Below are 22,803 nucleotides of genomic sequence, written 5' to 3' on the forward strand. Positions count from 1 at the left end.
TTTGAAAAATATCCGATGAGCAAACTGAAAGTCCCCCTAAACCGGCTTGGTAAAGGGGGACTTCGTGTATCGTCGCTATTCGAACTGCCGCATCAGATGCCCCTTCAGCGTCGCCTCGAGATCCGCCTCTTTGTCTCCCCGGTAAACCAATGACGAACCTATTTCCGCAGCTAGTATGGCGAAGAGGTACTTGCGCGGCAGGTTCTTCAACCTCTTTGAATACTTCGGCTCTTCCCGCAGCATCCGCGGCAGGTGGGCTAGAATCGCTTTGCGGTAGATCGGCTGCAGGCAAAGGTTGGGCCGGTTCTGGAAGAAGCGGTAAATGGTGGCGTACTCCTCGTTTATCTCGCCGCTTAGGGCGTCGGAGATCTCGGTGCAGAGAAGCCCGGGCTGCTCGCGTCGCCTCTTCAGTATCAGCCTCGCCTCGTCTCCCGCCCGCTTTTCCAGGATTTCCAGCACGTCCCTCACGTAGCGCTCCTTCTCCGCCAGGAACTCGGACTCGGACAGCAGCAGGTTGGCGATGATCTCGTAGGACGACGAGATGACGCCGCACTTGTTGGCCGAGGCGTCGCGCATGATGATGACCCCTTTTTTCTGCAGCTGGACGCGCGCCTCGGGGGTGATGAAGGAGTTCGCCCCTTCGACGATGGCCGCGGTCGAGGGTGCGCCCCCGGGCAGCAGGTAGTTCTGCCAGTTGTCCTTGTCGATGGATTCGGGCCTGCCGCCTGCCGGGATGAAGAGATCCGCCTTGACGGTGAAGGGGAGGCTTCCGTACCACTTGGAAAATTCGTCGGTGGAGATCCACTCTTCGCGCACTCCGTCGCCGGTGCGGGTGACCTTCCGGAAGAGTTCGCGCAGCCCCTCCCTGCGGCTGCCGCTTCTGAAGAGCATGAAGCCGCCGGGATGCAGCTTCAGCGGGTCGAACGCATCCAGGTCCTGCTTGAGCACGATACGCCCCAGTTCCTCATGGTCGGCTCCTTCCGGGTCGCACAAGGCGGCGGTCCCGTCCAGGATCAGCCTGATGGCGACCTTGGGGGCGCGGTTCAACAGGATGCGCATGGCGTTTCCCGCGACGTCGCCGTTGGGGCCGCCGGTCAGTTTCACGCTGAAGGGGTCGCGGTAGATGTCGGTCCCCAGCTCGGCCATGGTGATCTCGGCGAATTTGATCACCCCCGTGGAGGTGACGCCGTACTCCTTGTGGTTGATGCCGACTTCCTTGCTGGACATGATGCCGATCCCCAGGATGTAGCCGCGCCGCTTGGAGATGCGGGCGATGTTCTCGATCATGGAGTCGTGCATGTTCTCGTCCGGGCCCAGTTCTATCGGCTCGTCTTCGCGATAGTAATCGACCACGGCTGGGTTCTTTGCCACGCCGTCGCTGGTGACGAAGACGTCCAGGAAGGCGTTGACGACACCGTGCTGCAGCTTGTAGAGGCGGCAGACTTCCAGTTCGCGCTCCCCTCCGCGTTGCAGGTCGGCCGCGTTCAGGATCAGCACCAGTTTGGACCCACCCTCGTAGATGTCTTTGTTCTTCAGGTGCTGGGTGTGGGCGAGCACGAAGTTCTCCCTGAAGATGGTGTTGGAGTTGGTGATGTAGTCGTCCACGTTGCGCGCGATGACGGTGCGCCAGCCGCCGCGGGCGATGTCGGAGAAGCCTATGTGGTAGCCGAAGCCGTAGCGGCTGAAGAAGAAGGTCACCCGGAAGGGCTGCGCCGGCGGGAGGTCGGAGGTGGACGAGGTTTCCAGCGCCGCTAGGTAGGTCGGGTCGAGCCTGAAGGCGAGCGCCTGCTTTTCCAGTACGAAGAAGTTGGTCTTCAAGGTATGGGTGATGAAGATGAGGCAGCAGCGGTAGATGGTGCGCCGCATCTCGTCCAGGTAGCGGTGCCCCGTGTTGTATCCCTCCACCGCCTCGACCGTTTCCTCCAGGATTGACTGGTAGCGCGGGTCGCTTGCGGTGACGGCGGGATCGAAGCGGGCGCGGAAGAGCTTCACCAGTTGCAGCGACATCTCCGGGTGGGAGTGGAAGGCGCTTTGCACGTCGTCCAGGCCGAAGCGGTCGGGCTGGTTGTGGGCCAGGTTCGTGTGGCAGAAGGCGATAAAGGCGTTGGTCAGGGAGGCGTCCTCGCCGGACATGACGCCGGTGGTGACGAACTCGCGGTAGGTATATCCCCTGGTGGAGACGATCTGGGTGTTGTAGAGCTCCTTTTGCAGGCGGGAGAAAAGCTCGCTCCCCGCCTCAAGCACGCCGCCGTGGCGCCGGTTGACCAGGAAGGTCCCCAGGAAATAGGGGTGGACGCCTGTGGTGATGGTGAGGCAATAGGCCCGGTTCACCGCCAGGTCGAGCCGGTTGAACACCTCCATGAGCTGCAGCAGGAACTCTTTTTGCGGGGGGTTGCCTACGGCGAAGTGGACCCGAGATACCTCTTGAATGCTGCTCGGTTCGACGTAGAGGTAGAGTCCGCCGCTCCTGCTCGCTTTCTGATGCAACTGGAGCACCTGCGCCACGCGCAGCGGCGAAGAGACCCTGACGTAGCTTTCGTTGTTGAGCCAGAGGATACGCAGCAGACGGTCGAATTCCTTCAGGTCGAATTCGGGATAGCTCCTTTTGAGTTCCGCCGCCACCTTGCGCGCGATGCCGGCAGGAACCTTCGTTTCCTTCCAGGCGAGCACCTCCTCGTTTCTCTTGCGGTCGAACTCGAAACGCTGAATCTCCAGCGCCTCCTGCATCCCGGGCATGGGCGCGTCGGAGTGGGTGATCATGGCGTAGGATATTTCGCGGTCCTGGAAGTGGCGCAACGCGTCGTACAGAGACCCGGGGGCGTTGACGCGTGCCAGTATCAGGGATTTGTCGCGGTCGGCCAGTATCAGGCGCCGGTTGTGCCTGAGCGTTCCCAAACCCAGCTCCAAAACCCTCAAAGCTTCGGGTTCGTCGCGCATTGCACTGAAGAAGTATGGACTTATCGACTCTTTCAACCACTTACGGTTCGCGGCAAGCTCAGCAGATGTTGCTTTTTTTACATTGTCCGTGCTGCTCATGCTTAGTTCCCCTTATCTCGTAACTGTTGTCTTTGCTGGTGCCAGTATATCGAACTTGTACCTTTTTGCTCAATCGTGGTTTTTGTCACGGCAAATAAATCTTGCTGTCAGAGAAGCATTATGACGATGCTTATTGGTCGGCATTACGGGCGAATTCTTTAGTCGCGTTTCCTGCAGATTCTGTCCGCGGGTGGAATGGAAAGATGTTGAAAGAGCAGCTGGTACTGGGTATGATGCTGCGGTTGCGGAAACGGATTCAGGGAGGGGCATTGTCCATATATCTTACAGCCGAGGTCCCGGGGACCGGCGGCACCATCAAGGGGAGCCCGGAAGATTTCCTGGTCGAGGAGATCCCGGCCTATCTGCCAAGCGGGCAGGGGGAGCACTGTTTCGCGGTCCTGGAAAAGCGCGGCATCGCGACGCTTGAGGCGCTGCGCCGCATCGCGAAGACCCTGGGTGTCCAGGAACGCGATTTGGGCTACGCCGGGATGAAGGATGCCATTGGCATCACCCGCCAGACCGTCTCCATACCGCGCGTGGCGCCCGATAAGGTGCTGGCGCTTGAGATTCCGGGGATCAAGATCCTCTCGGCCAGTATGCATGGCAACAAGCTAAGGCTCGGGCATCTCAAGGGAAACCGTTTCGTCATCAGGGTCCGCGACGTGGCCCAAGGCGCGGCGAAGCATGCGGGGGCCGCGTTGGAGGTCATGACCAGGCGCGGGGTACCCAACCGTTTCGGGGTCCAGCGCTACGGTGCCCAAGGCAACACCCACGAGATCGGGGCTGCCATGCTGCGCCGCGAGTTCAAGTCGGCGGTGGACCGGTTGATCGGCGACCCGGCTGCGGTGACCGACGAGCGCTGGCGCCAGGCCATCGAGGCGTACCGGCGCGGCGAAGTGGAGGAAAGCCTGGCGCTGTTCCCGGGGCATTTCCGGGTCGAGCGCGAACTGCTCACCCGGCTGGTGCAGCGGCCGGACGGCCTCGAGAGGGCCTTCAACTCGGTGCAGCCGCGCATGAAGAGGCTGTATCTCTCCGCCTTCCAGTCCTCCCTCTTCGACCTGGTGCTGGAGAAAAGGCTTGATAGCTTCGACAAGGTGAACGTCGGCGACATCGCCTTCAAGCACGAGAACGGCGCCTGTTTCCTGGTGCAGGATCTGGCAGCGGAGGCGCCGCGCGCCGAAGCCTTCGATATTTCCCCCACCGGCCCCATGTTCGGCTGCACCATGATGGAGCCTCACGGCGCGCAGGGCGAACTGGAGCGCGAGGTGCTGGCGGCGCAAGAGTTAACCCTTGAGAGCTTCAACCTCTCGGGAGGTCTGCGTATGGAAGGGGAGCGGCGCCCATTGCGGGTTCCTATTGCCGGGGCGGATGTGCAGCAGGAGGGGGCCGACCTTTTGGTCGGCTTCTCGCTGCCGCGAGGAGCCTACGCCACCTGCGTCATGAGCGAGATAATGAAGAGCGAATAGGTATGAGCCATCATCCATCCCCTCTCCCAGAGGGCGAAGGGAGGCAGGCCGACTTCTCACATCCCTCTCCCATAGGGCGAGGGGTTACCGCACTCGAAAATACCTCAAGGAGAGTCGTTGTGAAAAAACTGCAACTGCTGGCGCCGGCCAAGGTCAACTACCGACTGGACGTATTGGGCAAGAGGCCGGACGGCTATCACGAGCTGCGCATGATCATGCAGAGGGTCGATCTCTGCGACGAGATAGAGATTGCCCTTGCCGATTCCCCCGGAATCCGCGTTACCTGCGGCAGGAAAGGGGTGCCCGACGGGCCGGGGAACATAGCCTGGCGTGCCGCCGACGCACTGTTGAAGCTTTCAGGTAAGGAAGTCGGCATAGAAATCACCATTGCCAAGAAAATACCGGTAGGGGCAGGGCTCGGGGGGGGGAGCAGCGACGCCGCCACTGTCCTGATGGGAGTGAACGAGCTCCTCGAATTGGGTCTTACGGACGAGCGGCTGATGGAGATCGGCGTCAAGCTCGGTGCCGACGTTCCGTTCTTCATCTTCAAAAAGCCCGCCCTGGCCGAGGGGATCGGCGACCGCCTCACCGCACTGGAAGAAGTTCCCTCCCTCTGGGTGGTGCTGGTGAACCCCGGGATACATGTTTCCACTGCCTGGGTCTATCAAAATTTAAGGTTGACAACGCCGGATCCCGCCACTATAATCCCGCGTTCATACAGCAGCCTCGACGAGGTCTGCGAGCTCCTTTCCAACGATCTGGAGCCGGTCACCTGCGGGAGATTCCCCCTGGTGAGCGAACTGAAAGAGGTACTGCTGGCAGCAGGTGCCCGCGGGTCGCTGATGTCTGGAAGCGGTTCCACCGTTTTCGGTCTTTTCGACAACGAAAGCGCGGCACGACTGGCGGCAGCTGAGATAGCAAAATCGCCTGGCTGGTTCGCAGCCGCCGTCAGGACCATTTAAAAATCAAATATTGGGGCGTCGCCAAGCGGTAAGGCAACGGGTTTTGATCCCGTCATTCCCAGGTTCGATCCCTGGCGCCCCAGCCAAACCATTCAGGGGACTAGCACATGCAGCTAGTCCCCTGTTTCTTTACTCCCTCTCTCACTGAAACCGCAGGGGGGAGTATGCTTGTTCAAGTAAATCTTCCTCTGTCCGAATAGACCTATATGCTGCAAACGTATTGTTCCGAGGTGTTTTTATGATCGAAAAGGAAGCCGCAGCCAGATTGACCATGGACCAACTCCACTTCATCGACAGGTGCAAGCGGTTCGAGCTTAAGTGTGCGGAGCTCTACTACCACTTCGCACGCAGCTTCGCCGACAACAAGCCGCTGTCAAGGCTTTGGAGCAAGACGGCACTTGAGGAAGAGAGCCACGCGCAGCAGTTCGCCATGGCGGCCAGGATGCAGGGCGTGGGGATGTCAGGGGTAAATACTGATCTGACCAAGGCGATGGTCAGCCTGCAGAAGCTGGAAGAGAAGGTCGACCAGCTTATGGCGTCGACCCTGTCGGAGGTGGAGGCGCTCAACCTGGCGATCAAGCTGGAGGAGCAGATGGCGGTGCTGCACATGTCCACCATCGTGATCTTCGCCGATAGCGAACTGGAGAAGCTCTTTCAGGCGATGATGGACCACGACAGGGAGCATGTGGAAGCGCTGCGGGCGTACCTGAACTCGTTGCCGCAGCCCTGAACGGTGCGCTGATGTCAGCTGTCGCCGGCGCTCTAGCCGGGCTGGTCGCCTCTGGTACGGATGTTGTGGACATCGACGAAGCGGCCGAACTCGGCATCGCTTTCGCCTATGTGGTGCGTCACCCAGTTGCACAAAAACCAGATCAACTCTACTGATATCTTGCCGTTGTCTTTCAGGCCCGTCCTGAAATCGGCGACCCTGCTGGTGAAGAGGGCATGCTCTTCCCGGTGGGCTTGCAGCTTGGGGTACCCCGTCTTCTTCATCCATTGCTCTTCACAGGTGAAGTGGTGAGCGGCGTAGTCGATCAACTCCTGCAGGAATGACAGCTCGATCTCTTTACCTTCCCGAAACTCGTCGTAGGCCGTGTTCAGCGATTGCACCAACTGCTTATGATGCCGGTCGATTTCCTGTATTCCCACCAAAAGATTTACATTCCATTGAATTATAGGCATACCGCTCTCCCAACAACGGCGCCGGCCCTCTATGAAGGACCGGCGTCGCAGGTTTGCTCTTACCGTGGTGTCAGTACTATCTCGCCCAGATCGGTCGCCTGATTCTGTACCGCCGATACTGTCTGGGACGAATACAAGGCGAAGCCGTTCGTGGTTATGAACGTCTTATAGCCGAGGCTGCCGCTGGCCGCCGGTACGAAGGCGGCAAAGGGGGCCTGCCACCTGCCGCTGGTGTAACTGGAGAAGATGCGCCCGGCGGCGATGGGGTCGGTGTCGTTAACCGTCCCGCGCCTCTTGATGGCGACGGTGGCGCTGGACCAATGCCCGAAGCTGGAACTGACGTTGCCGACGATGGAACCGAACTGCGGCAGTTCGTTTGCCATCTGCACCATCCTGATCCCGGTCGGCTTCAGGTTGTAGCCGCCGTTGCCTCGCGAAACTATGGCGGTGTTGGGGTCGAAGTCGATCATGACTGCATTGATGATTCCTGCCTTTACCTCGATCGGTCCGAGCACCTTGAGCCCGGACTGCTGCCCGCTGGGGGTGTCCAGGGGAATCGGATTGGTGCCGTTGACGTCGCTGCTGAGCGTGAGGTAGTTGACCGGGGGACGGTTGCCCGTGGGGTTGGGCTCCAGTATCAGCCTGATCTGGCTGTAATTCCCGGCGGGAAGGGCGATCTCTCCCAACGGTTCTTGGGCAAAGCGCAAGGCCATGACGTCGATAACCTTAGGCGTGGTGAACTGGACCAGCACCGGCAGGTTGACATCGTTGTCGGCTGCGCCTTCAAATCCTCTGGGGACTACCCGTATCTCGCGTATGGCGATGATTACCTTGCCGAAGTTGTCGCTTTGCCTGTCGGTTATGGAAAGCTTGAGGGTCCCTTTGCTGGCGTCGCCTCCTCCGCCGCTGCAACCGGCAAGGTACGCGAAGGCTGCCACGATAACGCAGATAGCTATGACAGCCGGCTTGAATGCTGCGGTTATTCTTTTCATGGTCTCTCCTCCTCTTTTAGTCACAGTTTGCTTTTAGTCGCGGCCGTGCTTGCCGTGCTCTTTCCCGTGCCCCTCTTCCCTGTCATGGTCTTCTTCCTTGTAGTGCCCCAGATGCCTGCCGTGGTCTTCGTGGTGCCTTTTTTTCATGTAGACGCGCCTGTGGTTCTCCACGTAGTAGGGGCGCCCGGCTTCGACGTAGATCCTCACCCCCGGAGGGGCCGGGATGTAAGCGCCCAGTTGGATGTTCAGGTCCACCGAGCTGGCTTGGGCCGCTTCCGGTCCAGCGACGGCGAAGGCGGCGACGGCTGCAACCGCCAGGGTTAAAACGACTTTATTCATTTTCTCCTCCGTTTTAGGGGCGCCAGGCGTGTCGCCGAGCCGGTCCTTCTCCGGGATTGCGGCAACAAAAAAGCCGGGGCCAAAAATATCGATCGATATTTCGGCGACCCGGCTGTCTCTTGGAGACCCTGTAGGCTTTCCGTCCCATCCTCGCGGATGGTTTAGTATTGTCGTCTATCTATGCTGAAATGTGCTGGAAACATAGCGCAAGGTATGGAGCATGTCAAGGCTGCTTTTCAATCAGTTGGTTCCGGGACTTTTGTCAGAGGGAATCCGCTTTTGTGAAAGGATTGTAGTGTCTCAACTTTCCAGACAGTAAAAAGGCTTAAAGTCTCCACTAGATTTGCCGAAGATAATCAATGCGAATGCGGAATTTGCGTGGACGCACTTACATTGCTTCAATGTTATATCGAGATGCACGAGGGGATAAAATGGTAAGAACCATTCTCGAGATCGGTAATGCCAAGTACGAGATCAACTGTGACGCGCTGAAAAGATTCATGCGCGAAGCCCGGCAATCCGCAGTGCTCAGGGGCGAACTTGAAGATGACAAGGATAAGGTGTTAACCTACGCGGCAGGCGCCAAGGCGCCGGTCGAAGCGTCGATAGATATGGTATTTGACGAGGTGTTGCAGCTGTACAACGAGTACGCGAGAACTGAGGATCTGGTCGTGCTGGTGCAGTTAAAGTCCAAGCTGGAGCAGGTCTCGTTGCGATACAAGAGCCTGGCCCTCGCCGAGGAGGTCCTCAACATCAACAGCTGCCTCCCTTACGAGCTGCGGGTGAACTGCTCCCAGGGGAGAGGCGGTAACCAGCGCGTGAGCTAGGGAAGGGGAGGCGGGCTTACTGATTCGTGAAGGCTTGGCGCTACAAGGCGGCGGGCCTTTTCTTTTTTGGGGGATCAGGATCTGGTTGCTGTGGGCAGGCAGCACTCTTCGCGGCTTTTACGTCTTTTCTCCTGTATCATTTCCCACTCCTGCTTCAATTTGTCCGGTTCAGTGGTCAACCTTTGCATGAAGCTGAGCAACCGCTCCTCGGCGTCCCCCGAAAAATTTACGAATTTCACCCCCACCATGGAAAAAAAGCAGTGCACGATGCAGGCGGTTATGACTACAGGCGCGGTCTCGGGTTCCAAAACGACAGAGAATGTGCAGCAGTCGCCGACAGGGATCATTATGCACTCGTCCGCGCTGATCAGCGCGCCCCTCAACGAGACATTCTCCAGTCGGCACTTGTAGTCCATCCCAAAATGTGACAGTTGGCCGGGCGCCCTGCTTTGTATCCGGTGAAAACGCCGCTGTTCCATATAGCATCCCCCTCTGCAGTGTAGTAGACAATGGGCAGGATTCTTATCGTCACAGAGGATACCCGACTATAGGAATTTTTGGAAAAATTATTACAGCCTAACGATGTGCGGGTGCCGACTCTCTTTGCCGTTGCGCGGGGCTCTGTCGACTTCTGCAGCAAGGCCGCCGGGCGCGTGTTCGGACAGCTTTTCCATTGACTTCAGGGGGCAACTATTGTATTAAGTAGCGTTTCCTGGATTTGTGATGCCGGTCTAGGTGGGGTTGGGAAGCCTGCAGGCCGCGCAGAACCTAAATAAAAGAAGTTATGAGGGGCAGAGCTTCAATGGAAAACAAGATCAGGGTGTTCAGCGGTAACTCCAATCCTATTCTGGCAGAAAAGATCTGTGATTGCCTGAAGGTGCCCCTGGGGAAGGCAAAGGTCAAGACCTTCTCCGACGGCGAGATCATGGTCGAGATCGGCGAGAACGTCCGCGGGCGTGACATCTACGTGGTGCAGTCGACCTGCTGTCCGACCAACAACAATCTGATGGAACTGCTGATCATGATCGACGCCCTGAAGAGGGCTTCGGCGGCTACCATCACCGCCGTGATCCCTTACTACGGTTATGCGCGCCAGGACCGCAAGGCCGCACCGAGGACCCCGATCACTTCCAAGCTCGTGGCCGACCTGATCACCACTGCCGGCGCCGCCAGGGTGGTGACCGTGGACCTTCACGCGGGGCAGATCCAGGGCTTTTTCAATATCCCTGTGGACAACCTCTACGCCGCTCCGGTTTTGCTCGCCCACCTGAAAAGCCGCTTCGCCGACGATCCGGACAACCTGGTCATGGTGTCGCCGGACGCAGGCGGGACCGAACGCGCCAGGGCCTTCGCCAAGAGGCTCGGCTGCACGCTGGCCGTCATCGATAAGCGCCGTACCGGCCCGAACGTGGCCGAGATCATGCACCTGATCGGCGACGTGAAAGGTAAAAACGCCATCATCCTGGACGACATGATCGACACGGCAGGGACCTTGACCCAGGCAGCTCTCGCCCTGAAACAGCACGGCGCCGCCAACGTCTACGCCTGCGCCACCCATGGCGTGCTTTCCGGTCCCGCGATCGACAGGATCAACGCCTCGGTCATAGAGAAAGTCGTCATAACCGACACGGTTCCCTTGGGCGAGAAAGCTGAGCTTTCGGACAAGATCAGGGTGCTTTCCGTTGCAGAACTTTTGGGAGAAGCGATCCGCCGCATCCATGAGGATGAATCGGTCAGCTCGCTTTTCGTGTAATAAATAATAAAAACGTCATTGGGTCATTAAATACCAAGATCGACATCGGAGGATGTATGAGTAAGCAGGTGCTGAAAGCTGAACTGAGAGAGCAAACTGGCAAGGGTATCTGCCGCCGCCTGAGGGCTGCCGGCCGCGTTCCGGCCGTTGTGTACGGCAAAGGGATCACTCCCGTATCCATTTCCCTGGGGCAGAAGGAACTTTCCGAAGCCATCGCAGGCGAGGGTGGCCGCAACCACATCCTGACCCTTGAGTGCGCGGGCGAGCTGAACGGCGCCAACGTGATCGTCGCCGACCTTCTGCGCGACAGCCTGAAGAACGTGCCGCGCCACGTCGACCTGCACAAGATCAACCTGGCGGACAAGGTTAAGGTTCATGTCAAGCTGAACCTGGTCGGCACCCCGGCCGGCGTCAAAGCAGGCGGCTTCCTTGACTTCGCCATGCACGAAGTCGAAGTCGAGTGCCTCCCGGTCCACATCCCGCCCCACATCAACGTCGATGTGACCGAACTGCTGATCGGCCACTCCGTGCACGTAGCCGAGATCGTTGCTCCGATCGGCACCGCAATCCTCTCCGACCCCAAAGCGTCCGTGGTCAGCATCCTCGGCCGCAAGGCTGCCGCAGAGGAAGAGGCCGCTCCCGCCGCCTAATCCAGGAATCGTATGGCAGCAAAACTTATCGTAGGGCTCGGCAACCCCGGGCCAAAGTACTCATGGACCCGCCACAACGCGGGTTTCATGGTTTTGGACCGCTTAGCCAGCCTCTCGGGAATCCAGGTCACCAGGAAGGCCTTCTCCGGCCTTTCTGGTGACGGAAACTGGTCCGCCGAGCGGGTCTACCTCCTCAAGCCGCAGACCTTCATGAACCTGTCGGGGCGCTCCGTCGCGGAGGCGCTTCGCTTCTACAAGTTGTCCCTCTCTGATCTCATCGTGATCCATGACGACCTGGATATCCCGTTCGGCAAGGTAAAGCTCAAGGAGGGAGGCGGCCACGGCGGGCACAACGGCCTGCGCTCGCTGGCCCAGGAGCTCGGTTCTTCAGCCTATGCGCGCATCCGCGTCGGCATCGGCCGCCCCGTGCACGGCGACGTGGTGAACTTCGTGCTCACGAACTTCGCCAAGGAGGAGATGGATTCTCTCCTCGAGGTGCTGGACACCTCGGTCGACGCGCTGGAGATGATGATCAAGGAAGGGATGCCCAAGGCAATGAGCATCTTCAACGCCAGGTAGCAGATCCCCCCACTTCACGAAGGTGGACTTTATAGCACTCCCCCCGGCAATGGGTTGAGTTTTCAAAAGGATACGTCATGGGTTTCAATTGCGGTATCGTCGGCCTCCCCAACGTGGGGAAGTCCACCATCTTCAACGCGCTCACCTCGGCCGGGGCCGAGTCCGCCAACTACCCCTTCTGCACCATCGATCCCAACGTCGGCATCGTGGCGGTTCCCGATCCGCGCATGGACAAGCTCGCCGAGATCGTACACCCGGAGCGGATGCAGCCGACCACCATCGAGTTCCTCGACATCGCGGGGCTGGTCAAAGGCGCAAGCCAGGGTGAGGGGCTGGGGAACAAGTTCCTGGGGCACATCCGTTCCGTCGATGCCATTTTGCACGTGGTGCGCTGCTTCGACAACGAGAACGTGGTGCACGTAAGCGGCAGCGTTTCGCCGGTGCGCGACATCGAGGTGATCCAGACCGAACTGGCGCTGGCAGACCTCGACACGGTGGAAAAGCGCCTGCAGCGTACCGAGAAACAGGCCAGAAGCGGCGACAAGAAGGCGAAGGAAGACGTAGACTTCTGCCTCAAGGTGAAATCCACCCTGGAGCAGGGGCTCTCGCCGCGCGACCTGGCCGAGACCGAGGACGAGAAGCTGATATTGCGCGACATGCACCTCATGACGGCCAAACCGGTTCTTTACGTGGCGAACGTGGCCGAGGACGATCTGGAAGGGAAGCACCCGTACGTCGAGGAAGTGCGCCAACTGGCAGCGAAGGAAGGAAACGGCGTCGTCTTCATCTGCGGCTCCATCGAGGCCGAGATCTCCGAACTGGAAGGCGAGGAGAAACAGGCGTTTCTCGAGGAAATGGGGCTGGCGGAGTCGGGCCTTGACCGCCTGATCCGTTCCGGCTACGAGCTTTTGGGCCTGATCACCTACTTCACCGCCGGTGTCAAGGAAGTCCGCGCCTGGACCATCACCAAGGGGACCAAGGCTCCCGGAGCCGCCGGCGTCATCCACTCCGACTTCGAGAAGGGCTTCATCCGTGCCGAAGTCATCGCCTACCAGGATTACATCGCCTCCGGCGGCGAGGCCGGCGCCAAGGAAAAGGGGCTCATGCGTCTGGAAGGAAAAGAATACGTGGTGCAGGACGGCGACGTGATGCACTTCAGATTCAACGTCTAAAAGACAGATAAAGATAAAGATAAAGATAAAGATAAAGATAAAGATAAAGATAAAGGAAAGACAGGGTTGGAGGCTGTTTGAGATAGGTGGTTGAGATTGAGGGAAGGCGGACTGCAGGGGGGTGTCTTTTCTCAATCTTTATCTTTATCAGCCTCACCTCTGTTTTTTAGTTGTCAAACAGGATTATCTGTAGTAAATAAACGCGTTCACCAGAACGGCCTAGTGCCGTATCTCCTTGCTCCGGGTCGGACCGGGGCTAAATTAACCGTGAGGAGGCTTAACAATGAGCAGGATGTACGAGACGATCTACATCGTCCAGCCGGACCTCGGTGATGAAGAGATCAAAGCTCTTTCCACCAAGGTACAGGACGTGATCGCCGGTATGAACGGCGATTTCAAAAGGCTTGAAGACTGGGGCACCAGGAAGCTGGCATACCCGATCAACAAGAACCCGCGCGGCCGTTATTTTTACCTCCGCTTCGACGGCGATTCCGGACTGATCGCCGAACTGGAGCGCCGCCTGCGCCTTGACGACAAGGTCATCAGGTACCAGAGCGTCAAGCTCGAAACTGAAGTGGTTGCCCCGGCTGCCGCTCCGGTGAAGAGCGCCGAGGAAGGGACCGAGGAAGTTGCCGCTGAGGCTGCTACCGAGGCACCGGCCGAAACGACTACTACGGTGGAGGGATAAAAGATGGCTGACGAAAGAGCACCCCAGAGAAGCACCAGCGGCCCCAGGAAGAAAAGGCCGTTTCAGCGTCGCAAAGTTTGCCGTTTCTGCGCTGACAAGCAGGTAACCATCGATTACAAGGACCCGCGTACCCTGCGTTACTTCGTGTCCGAGCGCGGCAAGATCATCCCGCGCCGTATCTCCGGTAACTGCTCCAAGCACCAGAGGGAAATCACCGAAGCGATCAAAAGGGCAAGGAACATCGCCCTGCTTCCGATCGCCGGCAGCCACGCTACCGCCTAGTGTCGCTTAAGGTGAACCCAGTACAGGGGCAGATTCTTGATGTAGTGAAGGGGAGCGTCGCCACGGTGACGCTCTTCCTTGCTTTCGTTTACTTCCCCGTGCTCGGCATGATCCCGGGTTTCTTCGCGCCGGTCCCCGGCGCTTACTACGCCCTGAAGAACGACAGGAAGATCGGGCTTTTGGTGCTGCTGACCTCGTCGGCGCTGCTCCTGGGCCTGGCGGATTCAACGCTCCTGCTGGTCTACCTGCTGCAGGCAGGCGTCCTGTCCCTGGCGCTTCCTGAGTTTTTGCTCCGGTTGAAAGGGGGCGCCCGATCGATCGTCTACTCGGTCGCCATTAACCTGCTGGTCATGCTCGTTGCCGCCTTGCTCTACAGCTTGGGCACCGGGGCCGATCTGCACGCCAAGGTGGCCAAGGGGGTGCAGTCGAGCATCACCCAGACCGCTTTGCTCTATGAGAAGGCTGGGGTCAAGGGGGACGAACTCAAGGCGATGCAGGAGTCGATGCAGCAGGCGGGCGAACTGGTGATCACCATCTACCCCGCGCTCGTCACAGTGTCGCTTGGACTTGTGGCCTGCATGAACCTCCTGGTTCTGGCCAGGATTGCCAACCGGGTCCGGATTCCGCTCTACGTTGGAGATTTCAAGAAGTACCGCAATCCCGAGCCGCTGGTGTGGCTTTTGATTGCGTCGGGGTTCGGCATGCTGGCGCCGAGCACCCCCGTCTACCTGGCCTCGCTGAACGTGCTGATCGTGGTTGGCGCCCTTTACTCGGTTCAGGGTTTCGCCGTCATCAGCCACTATTTCCGCAGGCTCCAGGTTCCGAAGTTCATCAGGCTTTTGTCCGCCCTGTTCCTGATCATCCAGCCCTTCATGGTGCTGGCGGTCGCGGTGCTGGGTGTTTTCGACCTCTGGGGAGATTTCAGATCCCCCAAAAAACAGGAAAACCTGTAAATAACCAGGCTAGGAGGCAACATGAAGGTAATTCTCAAAGAAAACGTAGATAATCTCGGCCACATCGGCGACATCGTGAAGGTAGCACCGGGCTACGCCCGCAACTTCCTGCTCCCGAAAGGCTTCGCCATCGAGGCTACCGAGAAGAACGCTAAAGCGCTCGAGCACGCCAAGCGTCACCTCGAATACAAGAAAAACAAGGTTCTCGAGGCAGCCAAGCAGCTGGCAGCCAAGATCGAAGGTCTCTCCCTTTCCATCGCGCATCAGGCTGGCGCAGACGACAGGCTCTTCGGCGCCGTCACCAACATGGAACTGGCAGAGCAGCTCAAGGCAAGCGGCATCGAAGTGGACCGCAAGCGCATCGTCCTCGCCGAGCCGATCAAGCAGCTGGGCGATTTCACCGCAACCGTGAAGATCCACCCGGAAGTGAGCGCAACCCTGAAAGTGGCCGTGACCAAAGCCTAAGCGCTGCGGTTCCAGCTGCTTCACAGTTCGCCGGCATCATCAAAAAGGCCGCGCTCCCGACAAGGAGCGCGGCCTTTTTTTATCCAGAGTGGCTGCGAACCCCGAAACCGGAGCCTGAGCATGAATATCGAAAAGTTTCACAAGAAGGATGTCGCCTACAGGCAACTGCAGACCGCGCTCAAGCTTTTCTTTGCCGGCGCTGACCTCTTCAGCGTCATCACGCTGGCTGCGGCCGCAGAGGAGATACTGGGCGAACTGCTGCGCCAAAAGAAAGGGGAGGATAGAAGAGGGTTCCAGTCGGTGAAGCACCTCTTGACCAGCCGCAAAACAGAGCCCGTTTCGTCCGGCACCTTGAATGAAAGCGAACTCTACCTGCACCTGGACCTGCGTCACGAGGCTCTATTTCTTTTGGGGCGCAGCGTGGACGACTACCTCGCGCTGGGGGGGGGCGCGACGGAAGAGATGCTCCGTTTCGATCGGGAGTTTCGTGCGGGAAAGGGGTAGGGTTCCATGGTCGGTGACAAGAGCCCGTACTTGCACAGGTTGATTCTCCCGATATATTTATGTGCGAAATTTAATGTGGCGTTAAATTAAACCGTACGGGTCGGACGAGCAGGTACCGGCACAGCATCGATCATTCAACCAGCCGGTACCATAGGGGGTATAAATGAACAAGAAAGTCGGTGTGTTGCTGGTGCATGGGCTGGGTGCGGTGTCCGACGACTTTGCGCACGACACGGTGCATGAACTGCGGGAGCGGATCGCCGGACGTGGCCTGAACCGCGACGAGATCGCCTGGCAATCCGTCTACTGGAACCCGCTGCTCTCCGCCAAGGAGAACCGTCTCTGGGTGGACCTCTGCGCGGACAACGACCTCAACTGGGCCAAGTTGCGCAAGTTCTTCATAAACAGCTTCGGCACCCTCACCGCCTACGCATCTGACAGAGACAAGCCGGATTCCCTGTATCAGAGGATACACGGGTTGGTCCGCGACTCGCTCAAGGAGCTGCGCGCAAACATCGGCGCCGACCGGCCGCTGCTGGTGATCGCCCATTCGCTCGGGTCGGTGATCATGTCCGACTACATCTGGGACCGGCAGAAAGGGAAGGATGAGGAGCACTACGGAGCGACCCCCTTCGAAAGGATGGAGACGCTGGCCGGCATGATCACTTTGGGAAGCAATATCCCCATGATGACTGTGGCCTTGGACGAGGTGGCGGCGATAGAATTCCCTCCCTCCTCGCTTGCCGAGGATTACCGGAAAAAGGCCAAGTGGTTGAACCTCTACGACTCAGACGACGTCTTGGGGTGGCCGCTGAAGCCGCTCAGTCGGAGCTATGGGAAAGCGGTGAGCGAGGATATCGAGGTGAGCGTCGGCAACATCCTGACCGCCTGGAACCCCACCAGCCACGCCGCCTACTGGACCGATGACAGCGTGATCAAGCCTATTCTGTACCTCCTGGGGTCGCTTTTGGAGGGGCCGTTGCGGAAGGTGCCTGTGGAGGAACAGCAATCGATGATGGGGTTCCCGGACTGACTTTCCCGCCATCTCAAATGAAAAAGGCGCTTCCGCGGTTATACGGAAGCGCCTTTTTTGTTACCTCTTGGAACTGCAGCTTAAGGCTAGACGATCTTCTGCATGCCCTTCATGGCGGCGCGCAGTTCGGCGCCGACTTCCTCGACCAGGTGGCTGCGGATCTCGGCGTTCACCGCGACCAAGAGCTGGTTGTCCACGCTGTTGTCCTTAGCCGCAAGTCCCTTGCCGATCACGTCGGTGCCGACCTTGGACATGAAGTCCTTGAGCAGGGGAACGCAGGCGTGGGAGAACAGGTAGCAGCCGTACTCGGCGGTGTCGGAGATGACGCGGTTCATCTCGTACAGCTTCTTCCTGGCGATGGTGTTGGCGATAAGCGGGGTCTCGTGCAGGGACTCGTAGTAGGCGCTTTCCGGCTCGATGCCGGTCTGCACCATGGTCTCGAAGGCGAGTTCCACGCCTGCCTTGACCATGGCGACCATCAGGATCGCCTTGTCGAAGTACTCCTGCTCGGAGATCTCGCCGGCTGCCTCGGTCTTCTCGAACGCGGTCTGGCCGGTCTGCTCGCGCCAGGTGAGGAGTTTCACGTCGTCGTTGGCCCAGTCCTCCATCATGGTGCGGGAGAACTCGCCGCTCATGATGTCGTCCATGTGCTTTTGGAACAGCGGACGCATGATGTCCTTCAGCTCGTCGGCCAGCTTGAAGGCGATGAGCTTCGCCGGATTGGAGAGGCGATCCATCATGTTGGTTATGCCGCCGTGCTTGAGCGCCTCGGTGATGGTCTCCCAGCCGTACTGGATCAGCTTGACGGCGTAGGGTGCGTCGATGCCGTTTTGCGTCATCTTGTCGAAGCAAAGAAGGGCGCCCGCCTGCAGCATGCCGCAGAGGATGGTCTGCTCGCCCATCAGGTCCGATTTGACCTCTGCCACGAAAGAGGACTCCAGCACGCCGGCGCGGTCGCCACCCTGAGCGGAAGCAAGCGCCTTGGCGATCTCAAGGCCGTCGCCGTTGGGGTCGTTCTCGCCATGCACGGCGATAAGGGTCGGGACGCCGAAGCCGCGCTTGTACTCGGCGCGTACCTCGGAGCCGGGGCATTTCGGGGCCACCATGACGACGGTCAAGTCCTTGCGGATCTGGGTCCCTTCTTCGACGATGTTGAAGCCGTGGGCGTAGCTGAACACGGCGCCCTGCTTCATGAAGGGAATGACGGTCTCGACGACGTTGCTGTGCTGCTTGTCCGGGGCGAGGTTCATGACGATGTCGGCGCCGGGGAGAAGTTCCTCGTAGGAGCCCACCTTGAAGCCGTTCTCGGAGGCGTTCAGGTAGGACTGACGCTTCTGCTCGATCGCTTCTTTCCTCAGGGTGTAGGAGACGTCCAGCCCGCTGTCGCGCATGTTGAGCCCCTGGTTGAGCCCCTGTGCGCCGCAGCCGACGATGACGATCTTCTTGCCTTTGACGTACTCGCAGCCGTTGGCGAACTCGGATGCGTCCATGAAGCGGCAGGTGCCCAGTTCCTGGAGCTGGCGGCGCAGCGGCAGGGTGTTGAAATAGTTCTCTCCCATCGGTATTCCCTCCTGAATCTATGTTGTGGTGTGGTTACAAGTCTGAAAGTGTGCCGACTGTATACCATATTTCACATTGCGTAAATTGAATTATTGTGCATATTGTATTGCGGCTGGCGCAACGTGGGCTTACCCTCGCCCCGGCCCTCTCCCGAAGGGCGAGGAGGGATGGACCTCATGGATTTGATGGACGCGATGGACGCGATGGACAACCTTGAACTGATGATCACCGGAGGACAACCATGGACCTGCGGGAGCTGGAAATATTTCTCACCGTCGCCGAGACACTCCACTTCGGCCGTGCCAGCCAGGCCTGCAACCTGAGCCCGTCGGCCTTGACCCGGACCATCCAGCGCATGGAGGAGCAACTGGAACAGCCGCTTTTCCTGCGCGACAACAGGACGGTAACGCTTTCGCCGGCGGGGGAGCGCCTCAAAAGCTACGCCCGCCTCTGCCTGCAGGAGTGGCAGAGCTTCCGCGCCGCCATAAAGGACGAGCAGTCGGTGGCGGGAACGTTATCTATATACGCTTCCATCACCGCGGTCTACAGCCTGCTTCCCGAACTGCTGGAGTCGTACCGGGAAAAGTACCCGGAGGTTCAACTGGAATTGAGGACGGGGGCCGCGGAGCAGGCGGTGACGCAGGTGCAAAACGGGGAGATCGACCTTGCCGTGGCGGCACTCCCCGACCGGCATAGCTCGAACCTGGAATTTCTCCCCATCGCCACCATACCGCTCATCTTCATCGCGCCGCGCCACGCGATTGCTGCTGATGTTCCGCAGGAGGGGGGCGAACTCGACCTCTCCCGGGCACCGCTGGTGTTGCCGCAGACAGGGCTTTCCCGAAGAAGGCTCGACCAGTGGCTCAAGGAGCACCGCATTTCGCCCAATATCACCTCCGAGGTCTCGGGCAACGAGGCCATCATCGCCATGGTGCGGCTTGGCTGCGGGGTCGGCATCGTGCCGCAACTGGTGCTGGAGCGAAGCCCATTCAGGGACGAAGTGGCGGTGCTGGACAAGGCTCCTTCATTGAAACCGTACGAGGTGGGGCTTTGCTGCGGCAAGCGCAACCTGCAGCGCCCCAGCGTGAAGGCCTTCTGGCAACTGGCTGAGGAGCAGTCTATAAATCAAAAGAAGGTCACGCAAAGACGCAAAGACGCCAAGTAAACCATGCGACAGTCATTGATGGGGGAGTTTCCGCTCTGTTGTCTTTGCGACTTTGCGGCTTTGCGTGACACGGTTTTCGCCTTGCCTTCGCTTCTCCACTGTGCTATATAAGTTCGCTGTTTAAAATTCGCACGCCCCCTAATCATTGCCGGTGGTGCCCGCAGCGCGGGTTCCGGCATTCCAGGTGGCGGAGGGAAAACCAAAAAGGAGAAACACCCCATGTCGAACATCACCATGAAAGAACTGCTGGAAGCCGGTGTCCACTTCGGTCACCAAACCAAGAGATGGAACCCGAAAATGAAGCCGTACATCTTCGGCGCTCGTAACGGGATCTACATCATCGACCTGCAAAAGACCGTAAGGCTCTTCAAGAACGCTTACAGCTTCGTCACCGACGCAGCACAGGCAGGCGAGACCGTTCTCTTTGTCGGCACCAAGAAGCAGGCACAGGACTCCGTGGCGGAAGAGGCACAGCGCTGCGGGCAGTTCTACGTCAACGACCGTTGGCTGGGCGGCATGCTCACCAACTTCTCCACCGTGAAGCAGAGCATCGACCGTCTCAAGCGTCTGGACGCCATGATCGCTGACGGCACCATCGAGGCTTACACCAAGAAAGAGCAGCTGAAGCTTGCCAAGGAGCGCGAGAAGCTGGAGAAGACCCTGGGCGGCATCAAGGGCATGGGCAAGGTCCCGGGCGTTTTGTTCGTGGTCGACCCGAAAAACGAAGAGATCGCGGTCAGCGAAGCGAAGAAGCTGGGGATCCCGGTCGTCGCCATCGTCGACACCAACTGCGATCCGGACGACATCAACTACGTCATCCCGGGCAACGACGACGCTATCCGCGCCATTCGCCTCTTGACCAGCAAGATGGCTGACGCAGTCCTCGAAGGCGGTCAGGCAAGGAACGCACGCCTCCAGACCGGCGCCGAGGAAGAGTTCTCCACCGAGGGCGAAGAGGTCGTGGAAGAGACTCCGGCCGAGGCTTAATCAGCTCCGCCCCTTCCTGCCGAAACTGCAGTACCGATCGATAACAACATCTATGAAGCCCGCGTCCTTGGGCGCGGGCGACTGTGGAGGATAACGTGAGCATTACAGCGGCACAGGTAAACGAACTCAGAAAAGCAACTGGCGCAGGCCTCATGGACTGCAAGAAGGCGCTGACCGAAACCGGCGGCGATCACGAAAAGGCGATCGACTACCTCCGTACCAAGGGCCTGGCAGCCGCCTCCAAGAAGGCCGGCCGTGCGGCAACCGAAGGGCTCGTCGGCTCCTACATCCACGCCGGCGGCAAGATCGGCGTCCTGGTGGAAGTCAACTGCGAGACCGACTTCGTCGCCAAGAACGAGAACTTCCAGGGCTTCGTGAAGGACATCGCGATGCACATCGCTGCAGCATCCCCGCTCTACGTTCGCCGTGAAGAAGTGCCGGCTGAACTGATCGAGCGCGAGAAGGCGATCTACCGCGAGAAGGCAAAGGAAAGCGGCAAGCCGGCAGCCATCATCGAGAAGATCCTCGACGGCCAGATCAACAAGTTCTTCGCAGACATCTGCCTCCTCGAGCAGACCTACGTGAAGGATCCGGACAAGACCATCCAGACCTTCCTCAACGAGACCATCGCCTCCATCGGCGAGAACATGAGCATCCGCCGCTTCGCCAAGTTCGTCCTGGGCGAGGGGCTTGCCAAGAAAGAAAGCGACTTCGCGGCTGAGGTCGCTGCGGCGGTCGGCCAGTAACACGTCCCAAAAGAGCCGGCCATGAACCATGGGCGGCTCTTTTTCTATCTGCAGCAAGGCCGGTGCCCCGGCACCGTCCGTTTTTCCCCGCTGATCAAGGGAGCCGGCCATCCGGCTCCCCAATCCGATCCAACAGCAGTTTTTTTCCCGCAACAAAGAAGGTAAGGTGACAACGATGGGAGAACCTCATTATAAAAGAGTACTTCTGAAACTCTCCGGCGAGGCCCTTGGTGGCGAGCAGGGGTATGGCATCGACCCGAACACCATCACCGCTATCGCCCGCGAGGTGAAGCAGGTGGTCGAACTGGGGGTCGAGCTTTCGCTGGTGATCGGCGGCGGCAACATCTTCCGCGGCCTCGCGGCCTCCTCCAAGGGGATGGACCGCGCCAGCGCCGACTACATGGGGATGCTGGCCACCATGATCAACTCCCTGGCCATGCAGGACGCGCTGGAGAAGGTCGGTGTAGACACCCGCGTGCAGTCCGCCATCGCCATGGCCGAAGTGGCCGAGCCTTACATCCGCAGGCGTGCCGTCAGGCATCTGGAAAAGGGAAGGGTGGTCATCTTCGGCGCCGGCACCGGCAACCCCTACTTCACCACTGATACCGCCGCAAGCCTCAGGGCGATGGAGATCGGCGCCGACGTGATCCTCAAGGGGACCAAGGTCGACGGCGTCTACTCCGCAGACCCGGCCAAGGACAAGACCGCCACCAAGTACGGGACGCTCAGCTACCTCGAGGTGCTGAGAAAGGGGCTCCAGGTAATGGACGCCACCGCGATCTCGCTTTGCATGGACAACAGCCTCCCGATCATCGTCTTCGACGTGACCACCGACGGCAACGTCGTCCGGGTGGTCAACGGTGAACCGATCGGTACCCTCGTCAAGGAAGGAGAATAGCATGGTCAAGGATGTCATCTCCAGCATGAACGTCCACATGGACAAATCCATAGAATCGCTCAGGAAAGAGTACCAGAAGGTGCGCACCGGCCGCGCCAGCACCTCTTTGTTGGACGATATCAAGGTCGACAGCTACGGCACCCTTTCGCCGCTGAACCAGGTAGCGACCCTCGCCATCCCCGAGGCGCGCACCATCACCATTTCGCCCTGGGACTCGAAGATGATCGCGCCCATCGAGAAGGCCATCATGAACTCCAACCTGGGGCTCAACCCGGCCAACGACGGCAAGATGATCCGCCTGACTCTTCCCCCCCTCACCGAGGAGAGGCGCAAGGATATCGTGAAGCAGCTAAAGCGTGACGCCGAGGACGCCAAGGTCGCTCTGAGAAACATCCGTCGCGACGCCATCGACCAGTTGAAGAAGCTGGAGAAGGACAAATCCATTTCCGAGGACGAGCAAAAGCGCGCCGAGAAGGAAGTCCAGGACTCCACCAACAGCCACGTCGCCAAGGTGGACGAGGTGCTGCTCCACAAGGAAAAAGAGGTTATGGAGGTCTAACGGCC

The 22,803-nt window shown here is 59.2% G+C and carries 25 protein-coding genes, 1 tRNA gene and 1 riboswitch; of the genes, 20 read left to right on the top strand and 6 right to left on the bottom strand.

What is annotated here, in order from left to right; translation table 11 throughout:
- Positions 1-75: 75 nt before the first annotated feature.
- A complete protein-coding gene (locus K419_RS0120760; protein ID WP_026843215.1) occupies positions 76-3,036 on the bottom strand; it encodes an NAD-glutamate dehydrogenase domain-containing protein in 2,961 nt (986 codons plus the stop codon).
- Positions 3,037-3,269: 233 nt separating this feature from the next.
- Between K419_RS0120760 and truD the strand changes: the two genes are divergently transcribed.
- The 4 genes from truD to K419_RS0120780 all read left to right on the top strand — a co-directional run bounded on the left by truD (position 3,270) and on the right by K419_RS0120780 (position 6,194).
- Entirely contained in the window at positions 3,270-4,502 is a 1,233-nt protein-coding gene (truD, locus tag K419_RS0120765; protein ID WP_051293177.1) for a tRNA pseudouridine(13) synthase TruD, read from the top strand.
- A 119-nt stretch (positions 4,503-4,621) separates the two neighbouring features.
- Positions 4,622-5,464 (top strand): 4-(cytidine 5'-diphospho)-2-C-methyl-D-erythritol kinase, encoded by an 843-nt coding sequence (gene ispE / locus K419_RS0120770; RefSeq protein WP_026843217.1) that lies wholly within the window; start codon positions 4,622-4,624, stop codon positions 5,462-5,464.
- An 11-nt stretch (positions 5,465-5,475) separates the two neighbouring features.
- Positions 5,476-5,550: transfer RNA gene (locus K419_RS0120775), tRNA-Gln, on the top strand.
- A gap of 152 nt (positions 5,551-5,702) precedes the next feature.
- Complete coding sequence (locus K419_RS0120780; RefSeq protein WP_026843218.1) at positions 5,703-6,194, top strand: rubrerythrin; 492 nt, start codon at positions 5,703-5,705, stop codon at positions 6,192-6,194.
- Between the two features lie 32 nt (positions 6,195-6,226).
- On the opposite strand, the gene K419_RS0120785 is transcribed toward K419_RS0120780, so the two are convergent.
- From K419_RS0120785 to K419_RS0120795, 3 genes are read right to left on the bottom strand one after another with little or no spacing between them, the layout of a single operon-like run.
- Positions 6,227-6,646 carry a bacteriohemerythrin gene (locus K419_RS0120785; protein ID WP_026843219.1) on the bottom strand — a complete coding sequence of 140 codons (420 nt, stop codon included), beginning with the start codon at positions 6,644-6,646 and terminating at the stop codon, positions 6,227-6,229.
- A gap of 59 nt (positions 6,647-6,705) precedes the next feature.
- Positions 6,706-7,638, bottom strand: a complete 933-nt coding sequence (locus K419_RS0120790; protein WP_026843220.1) for a DUF4382 domain-containing protein — start codon at positions 7,636-7,638, stop codon at positions 6,706-6,708.
- 33 nt (positions 7,639-7,671) lie between these two features.
- Positions 7,672-7,977, bottom strand: coding sequence for a hypothetical protein (locus K419_RS0120795; protein ID WP_026843221.1), 306 nt, complete (start codon positions 7,975-7,977; stop codon positions 7,672-7,674).
- A 99-nt stretch (positions 7,978-8,076) separates the two neighbouring features.
- Positions 8,077-8,153, bottom strand: a riboswitch (cyclic di-GMP riboswitch).
- Positions 8,154-8,408: 255 nt separating this feature from the next.
- Here K419_RS0120795 and K419_RS0120800 point away from each other — a divergent pair.
- Positions 8,409-8,804, top strand: coding sequence for a hypothetical protein (locus K419_RS0120800; protein WP_026843222.1), 396 nt, complete (start codon positions 8,409-8,411; stop codon positions 8,802-8,804).
- A gap of 74 nt (positions 8,805-8,878) precedes the next feature.
- Here the strand turns inward: K419_RS0120800 and K419_RS0120805 are convergent, their stop codons facing one another.
- The gene (locus tag K419_RS0120805; protein WP_026843223.1) at positions 8,879-9,283 is read right to left on the bottom strand and encodes a PilZ domain-containing protein; all 405 of its coding nucleotides are present in this window, start codon (positions 9,281-9,283) and stop codon (positions 8,879-8,881) included.
- A gap of 323 nt (positions 9,284-9,606) precedes the next feature.
- On the opposite strand from K419_RS0120805, the gene K419_RS0120810 reads away from it, so the two are divergent.
- The 10 genes from K419_RS0120810 to K419_RS0120855 all read left to right on the top strand — a co-directional run bounded on the left by K419_RS0120810 (position 9,607) and on the right by K419_RS0120855 (position 16,883).
- Complete coding sequence (locus K419_RS0120810) at positions 9,607-10,557, top strand: ribose-phosphate pyrophosphokinase (protein ID WP_012531198.1); 951 nt, start codon at positions 9,607-9,609, stop codon at positions 10,555-10,557.
- A gap of 56 nt (positions 10,558-10,613) precedes the next feature.
- Positions 10,614-11,207, top strand: a complete 594-nt coding sequence (locus K419_RS0120815) for a 50S ribosomal protein L25 (protein WP_026843224.1) — start codon at positions 10,614-10,616, stop codon at positions 11,205-11,207.
- 12 nt (positions 11,208-11,219) lie between these two features.
- Positions 11,220-11,786, top strand: coding sequence for an aminoacyl-tRNA hydrolase (gene pth / locus K419_RS0120820; protein WP_026843225.1), 567 nt, complete (start codon positions 11,220-11,222; stop codon positions 11,784-11,786).
- A 77-nt stretch (positions 11,787-11,863) separates the two neighbouring features.
- The gene (ychF, locus tag K419_RS0120825) at positions 11,864-12,958 is read left to right on the top strand and encodes a redox-regulated ATPase YchF (RefSeq protein ID WP_026843226.1); all 1,095 of its coding nucleotides are present in this window, start codon (positions 11,864-11,866) and stop codon (positions 12,956-12,958) included.
- Between the two features lie 283 nt (positions 12,959-13,241).
- Complete coding sequence (gene rpsF / locus K419_RS0120830) at positions 13,242-13,646, top strand: 30S ribosomal protein S6 (protein ID WP_026843227.1); 405 nt, start codon at positions 13,242-13,244, stop codon at positions 13,644-13,646.
- A 3-nt stretch (positions 13,647-13,649) separates the two neighbouring features.
- Positions 13,650-13,928: a 30S ribosomal protein S18 gene (rpsR, locus tag K419_RS0120835; RefSeq protein WP_012531193.1), complete on the top strand. Its 279-nt coding sequence runs from the start codon at positions 13,650-13,652 to the stop codon at positions 13,926-13,928.
- Between the two features lie 11 nt (positions 13,929-13,939).
- Positions 13,940-14,881: a YybS family protein gene (locus K419_RS0120840; protein WP_226377751.1), complete on the top strand. Its 942-nt coding sequence runs from the start codon at positions 13,940-13,942 to the stop codon at positions 14,879-14,881.
- A gap of 21 nt (positions 14,882-14,902) precedes the next feature.
- Positions 14,903-15,346, top strand: coding sequence for a 50S ribosomal protein L9 (gene rplI / locus K419_RS0120845; RefSeq protein ID WP_026843229.1), 444 nt, complete (start codon positions 14,903-14,905; stop codon positions 15,344-15,346).
- A gap of 120 nt (positions 15,347-15,466) precedes the next feature.
- Positions 15,467-15,850, top strand: coding sequence for a hypothetical protein (locus K419_RS0120850; protein WP_026843230.1), 384 nt, complete (start codon positions 15,467-15,469; stop codon positions 15,848-15,850).
- 163 nt (positions 15,851-16,013) lie between these two features.
- Positions 16,014-16,883 carry a hypothetical protein gene (locus K419_RS0120855; RefSeq protein WP_026843231.1) on the top strand — a complete coding sequence of 290 codons (870 nt, stop codon included), beginning with the start codon at positions 16,014-16,016 and terminating at the stop codon, positions 16,881-16,883.
- 86 nt (positions 16,884-16,969) lie between these two features.
- Here K419_RS0120855 and ilvC read toward each other — a convergent pair whose 3' ends face one another.
- Positions 16,970-18,442: a ketol-acid reductoisomerase gene (gene ilvC, locus K419_RS0120860; RefSeq protein WP_026843232.1), complete on the bottom strand. Its 1,473-nt coding sequence runs from the start codon at positions 18,440-18,442 to the stop codon at positions 16,970-16,972.
- Between the two features lie 242 nt (positions 18,443-18,684).
- Between ilvC and ilvY the strand changes: the two genes are divergently transcribed.
- The 5 genes from ilvY (at position 18,685) to frr (ending at position 22,798) form a co-directional block, all read left to right on the top strand.
- Positions 18,685-19,608 (top strand): HTH-type transcriptional activator IlvY, encoded by a 924-nt coding sequence (ilvY, locus tag K419_RS0120865; RefSeq protein WP_026843233.1) that lies wholly within the window; start codon positions 18,685-18,687, stop codon positions 19,606-19,608.
- A 219-nt stretch (positions 19,609-19,827) separates the two neighbouring features.
- Positions 19,828-20,595: a 30S ribosomal protein S2 gene (gene rpsB / locus K419_RS0120870; RefSeq protein WP_015836791.1), complete on the top strand. Its 768-nt coding sequence runs from the start codon at positions 19,828-19,830 to the stop codon at positions 20,593-20,595.
- 95 nt (positions 20,596-20,690) lie between these two features.
- Complete coding sequence (gene tsf, locus K419_RS0120875) at positions 20,691-21,341, top strand: translation elongation factor Ts (RefSeq protein WP_012531185.1); 651 nt, start codon at positions 20,691-20,693, stop codon at positions 21,339-21,341.
- A gap of 175 nt (positions 21,342-21,516) precedes the next feature.
- Entirely contained in the window at positions 21,517-22,239 is a 723-nt protein-coding gene (gene pyrH, locus K419_RS0120880; protein ID WP_012531184.1) for a UMP kinase, read from the top strand.
- 1 nt (position 22,240) lies between these two features.
- Positions 22,241-22,798: a ribosome recycling factor gene (gene frr / locus K419_RS0120885; RefSeq protein ID WP_026843234.1), complete on the top strand. Its 558-nt coding sequence runs from the start codon at positions 22,241-22,243 to the stop codon at positions 22,796-22,798.
- Positions 22,799-22,803 lie beyond the last annotated feature (5 nt).

The sequence above is a fragment of the Citrifermentans bremense R1 genome (assembly GCF_000426865.1).
Lineage (GTDB): Bacteria > Desulfobacterota > Desulfuromonadia > Geobacterales > Geobacteraceae > Geomonas > Geomonas bremensis.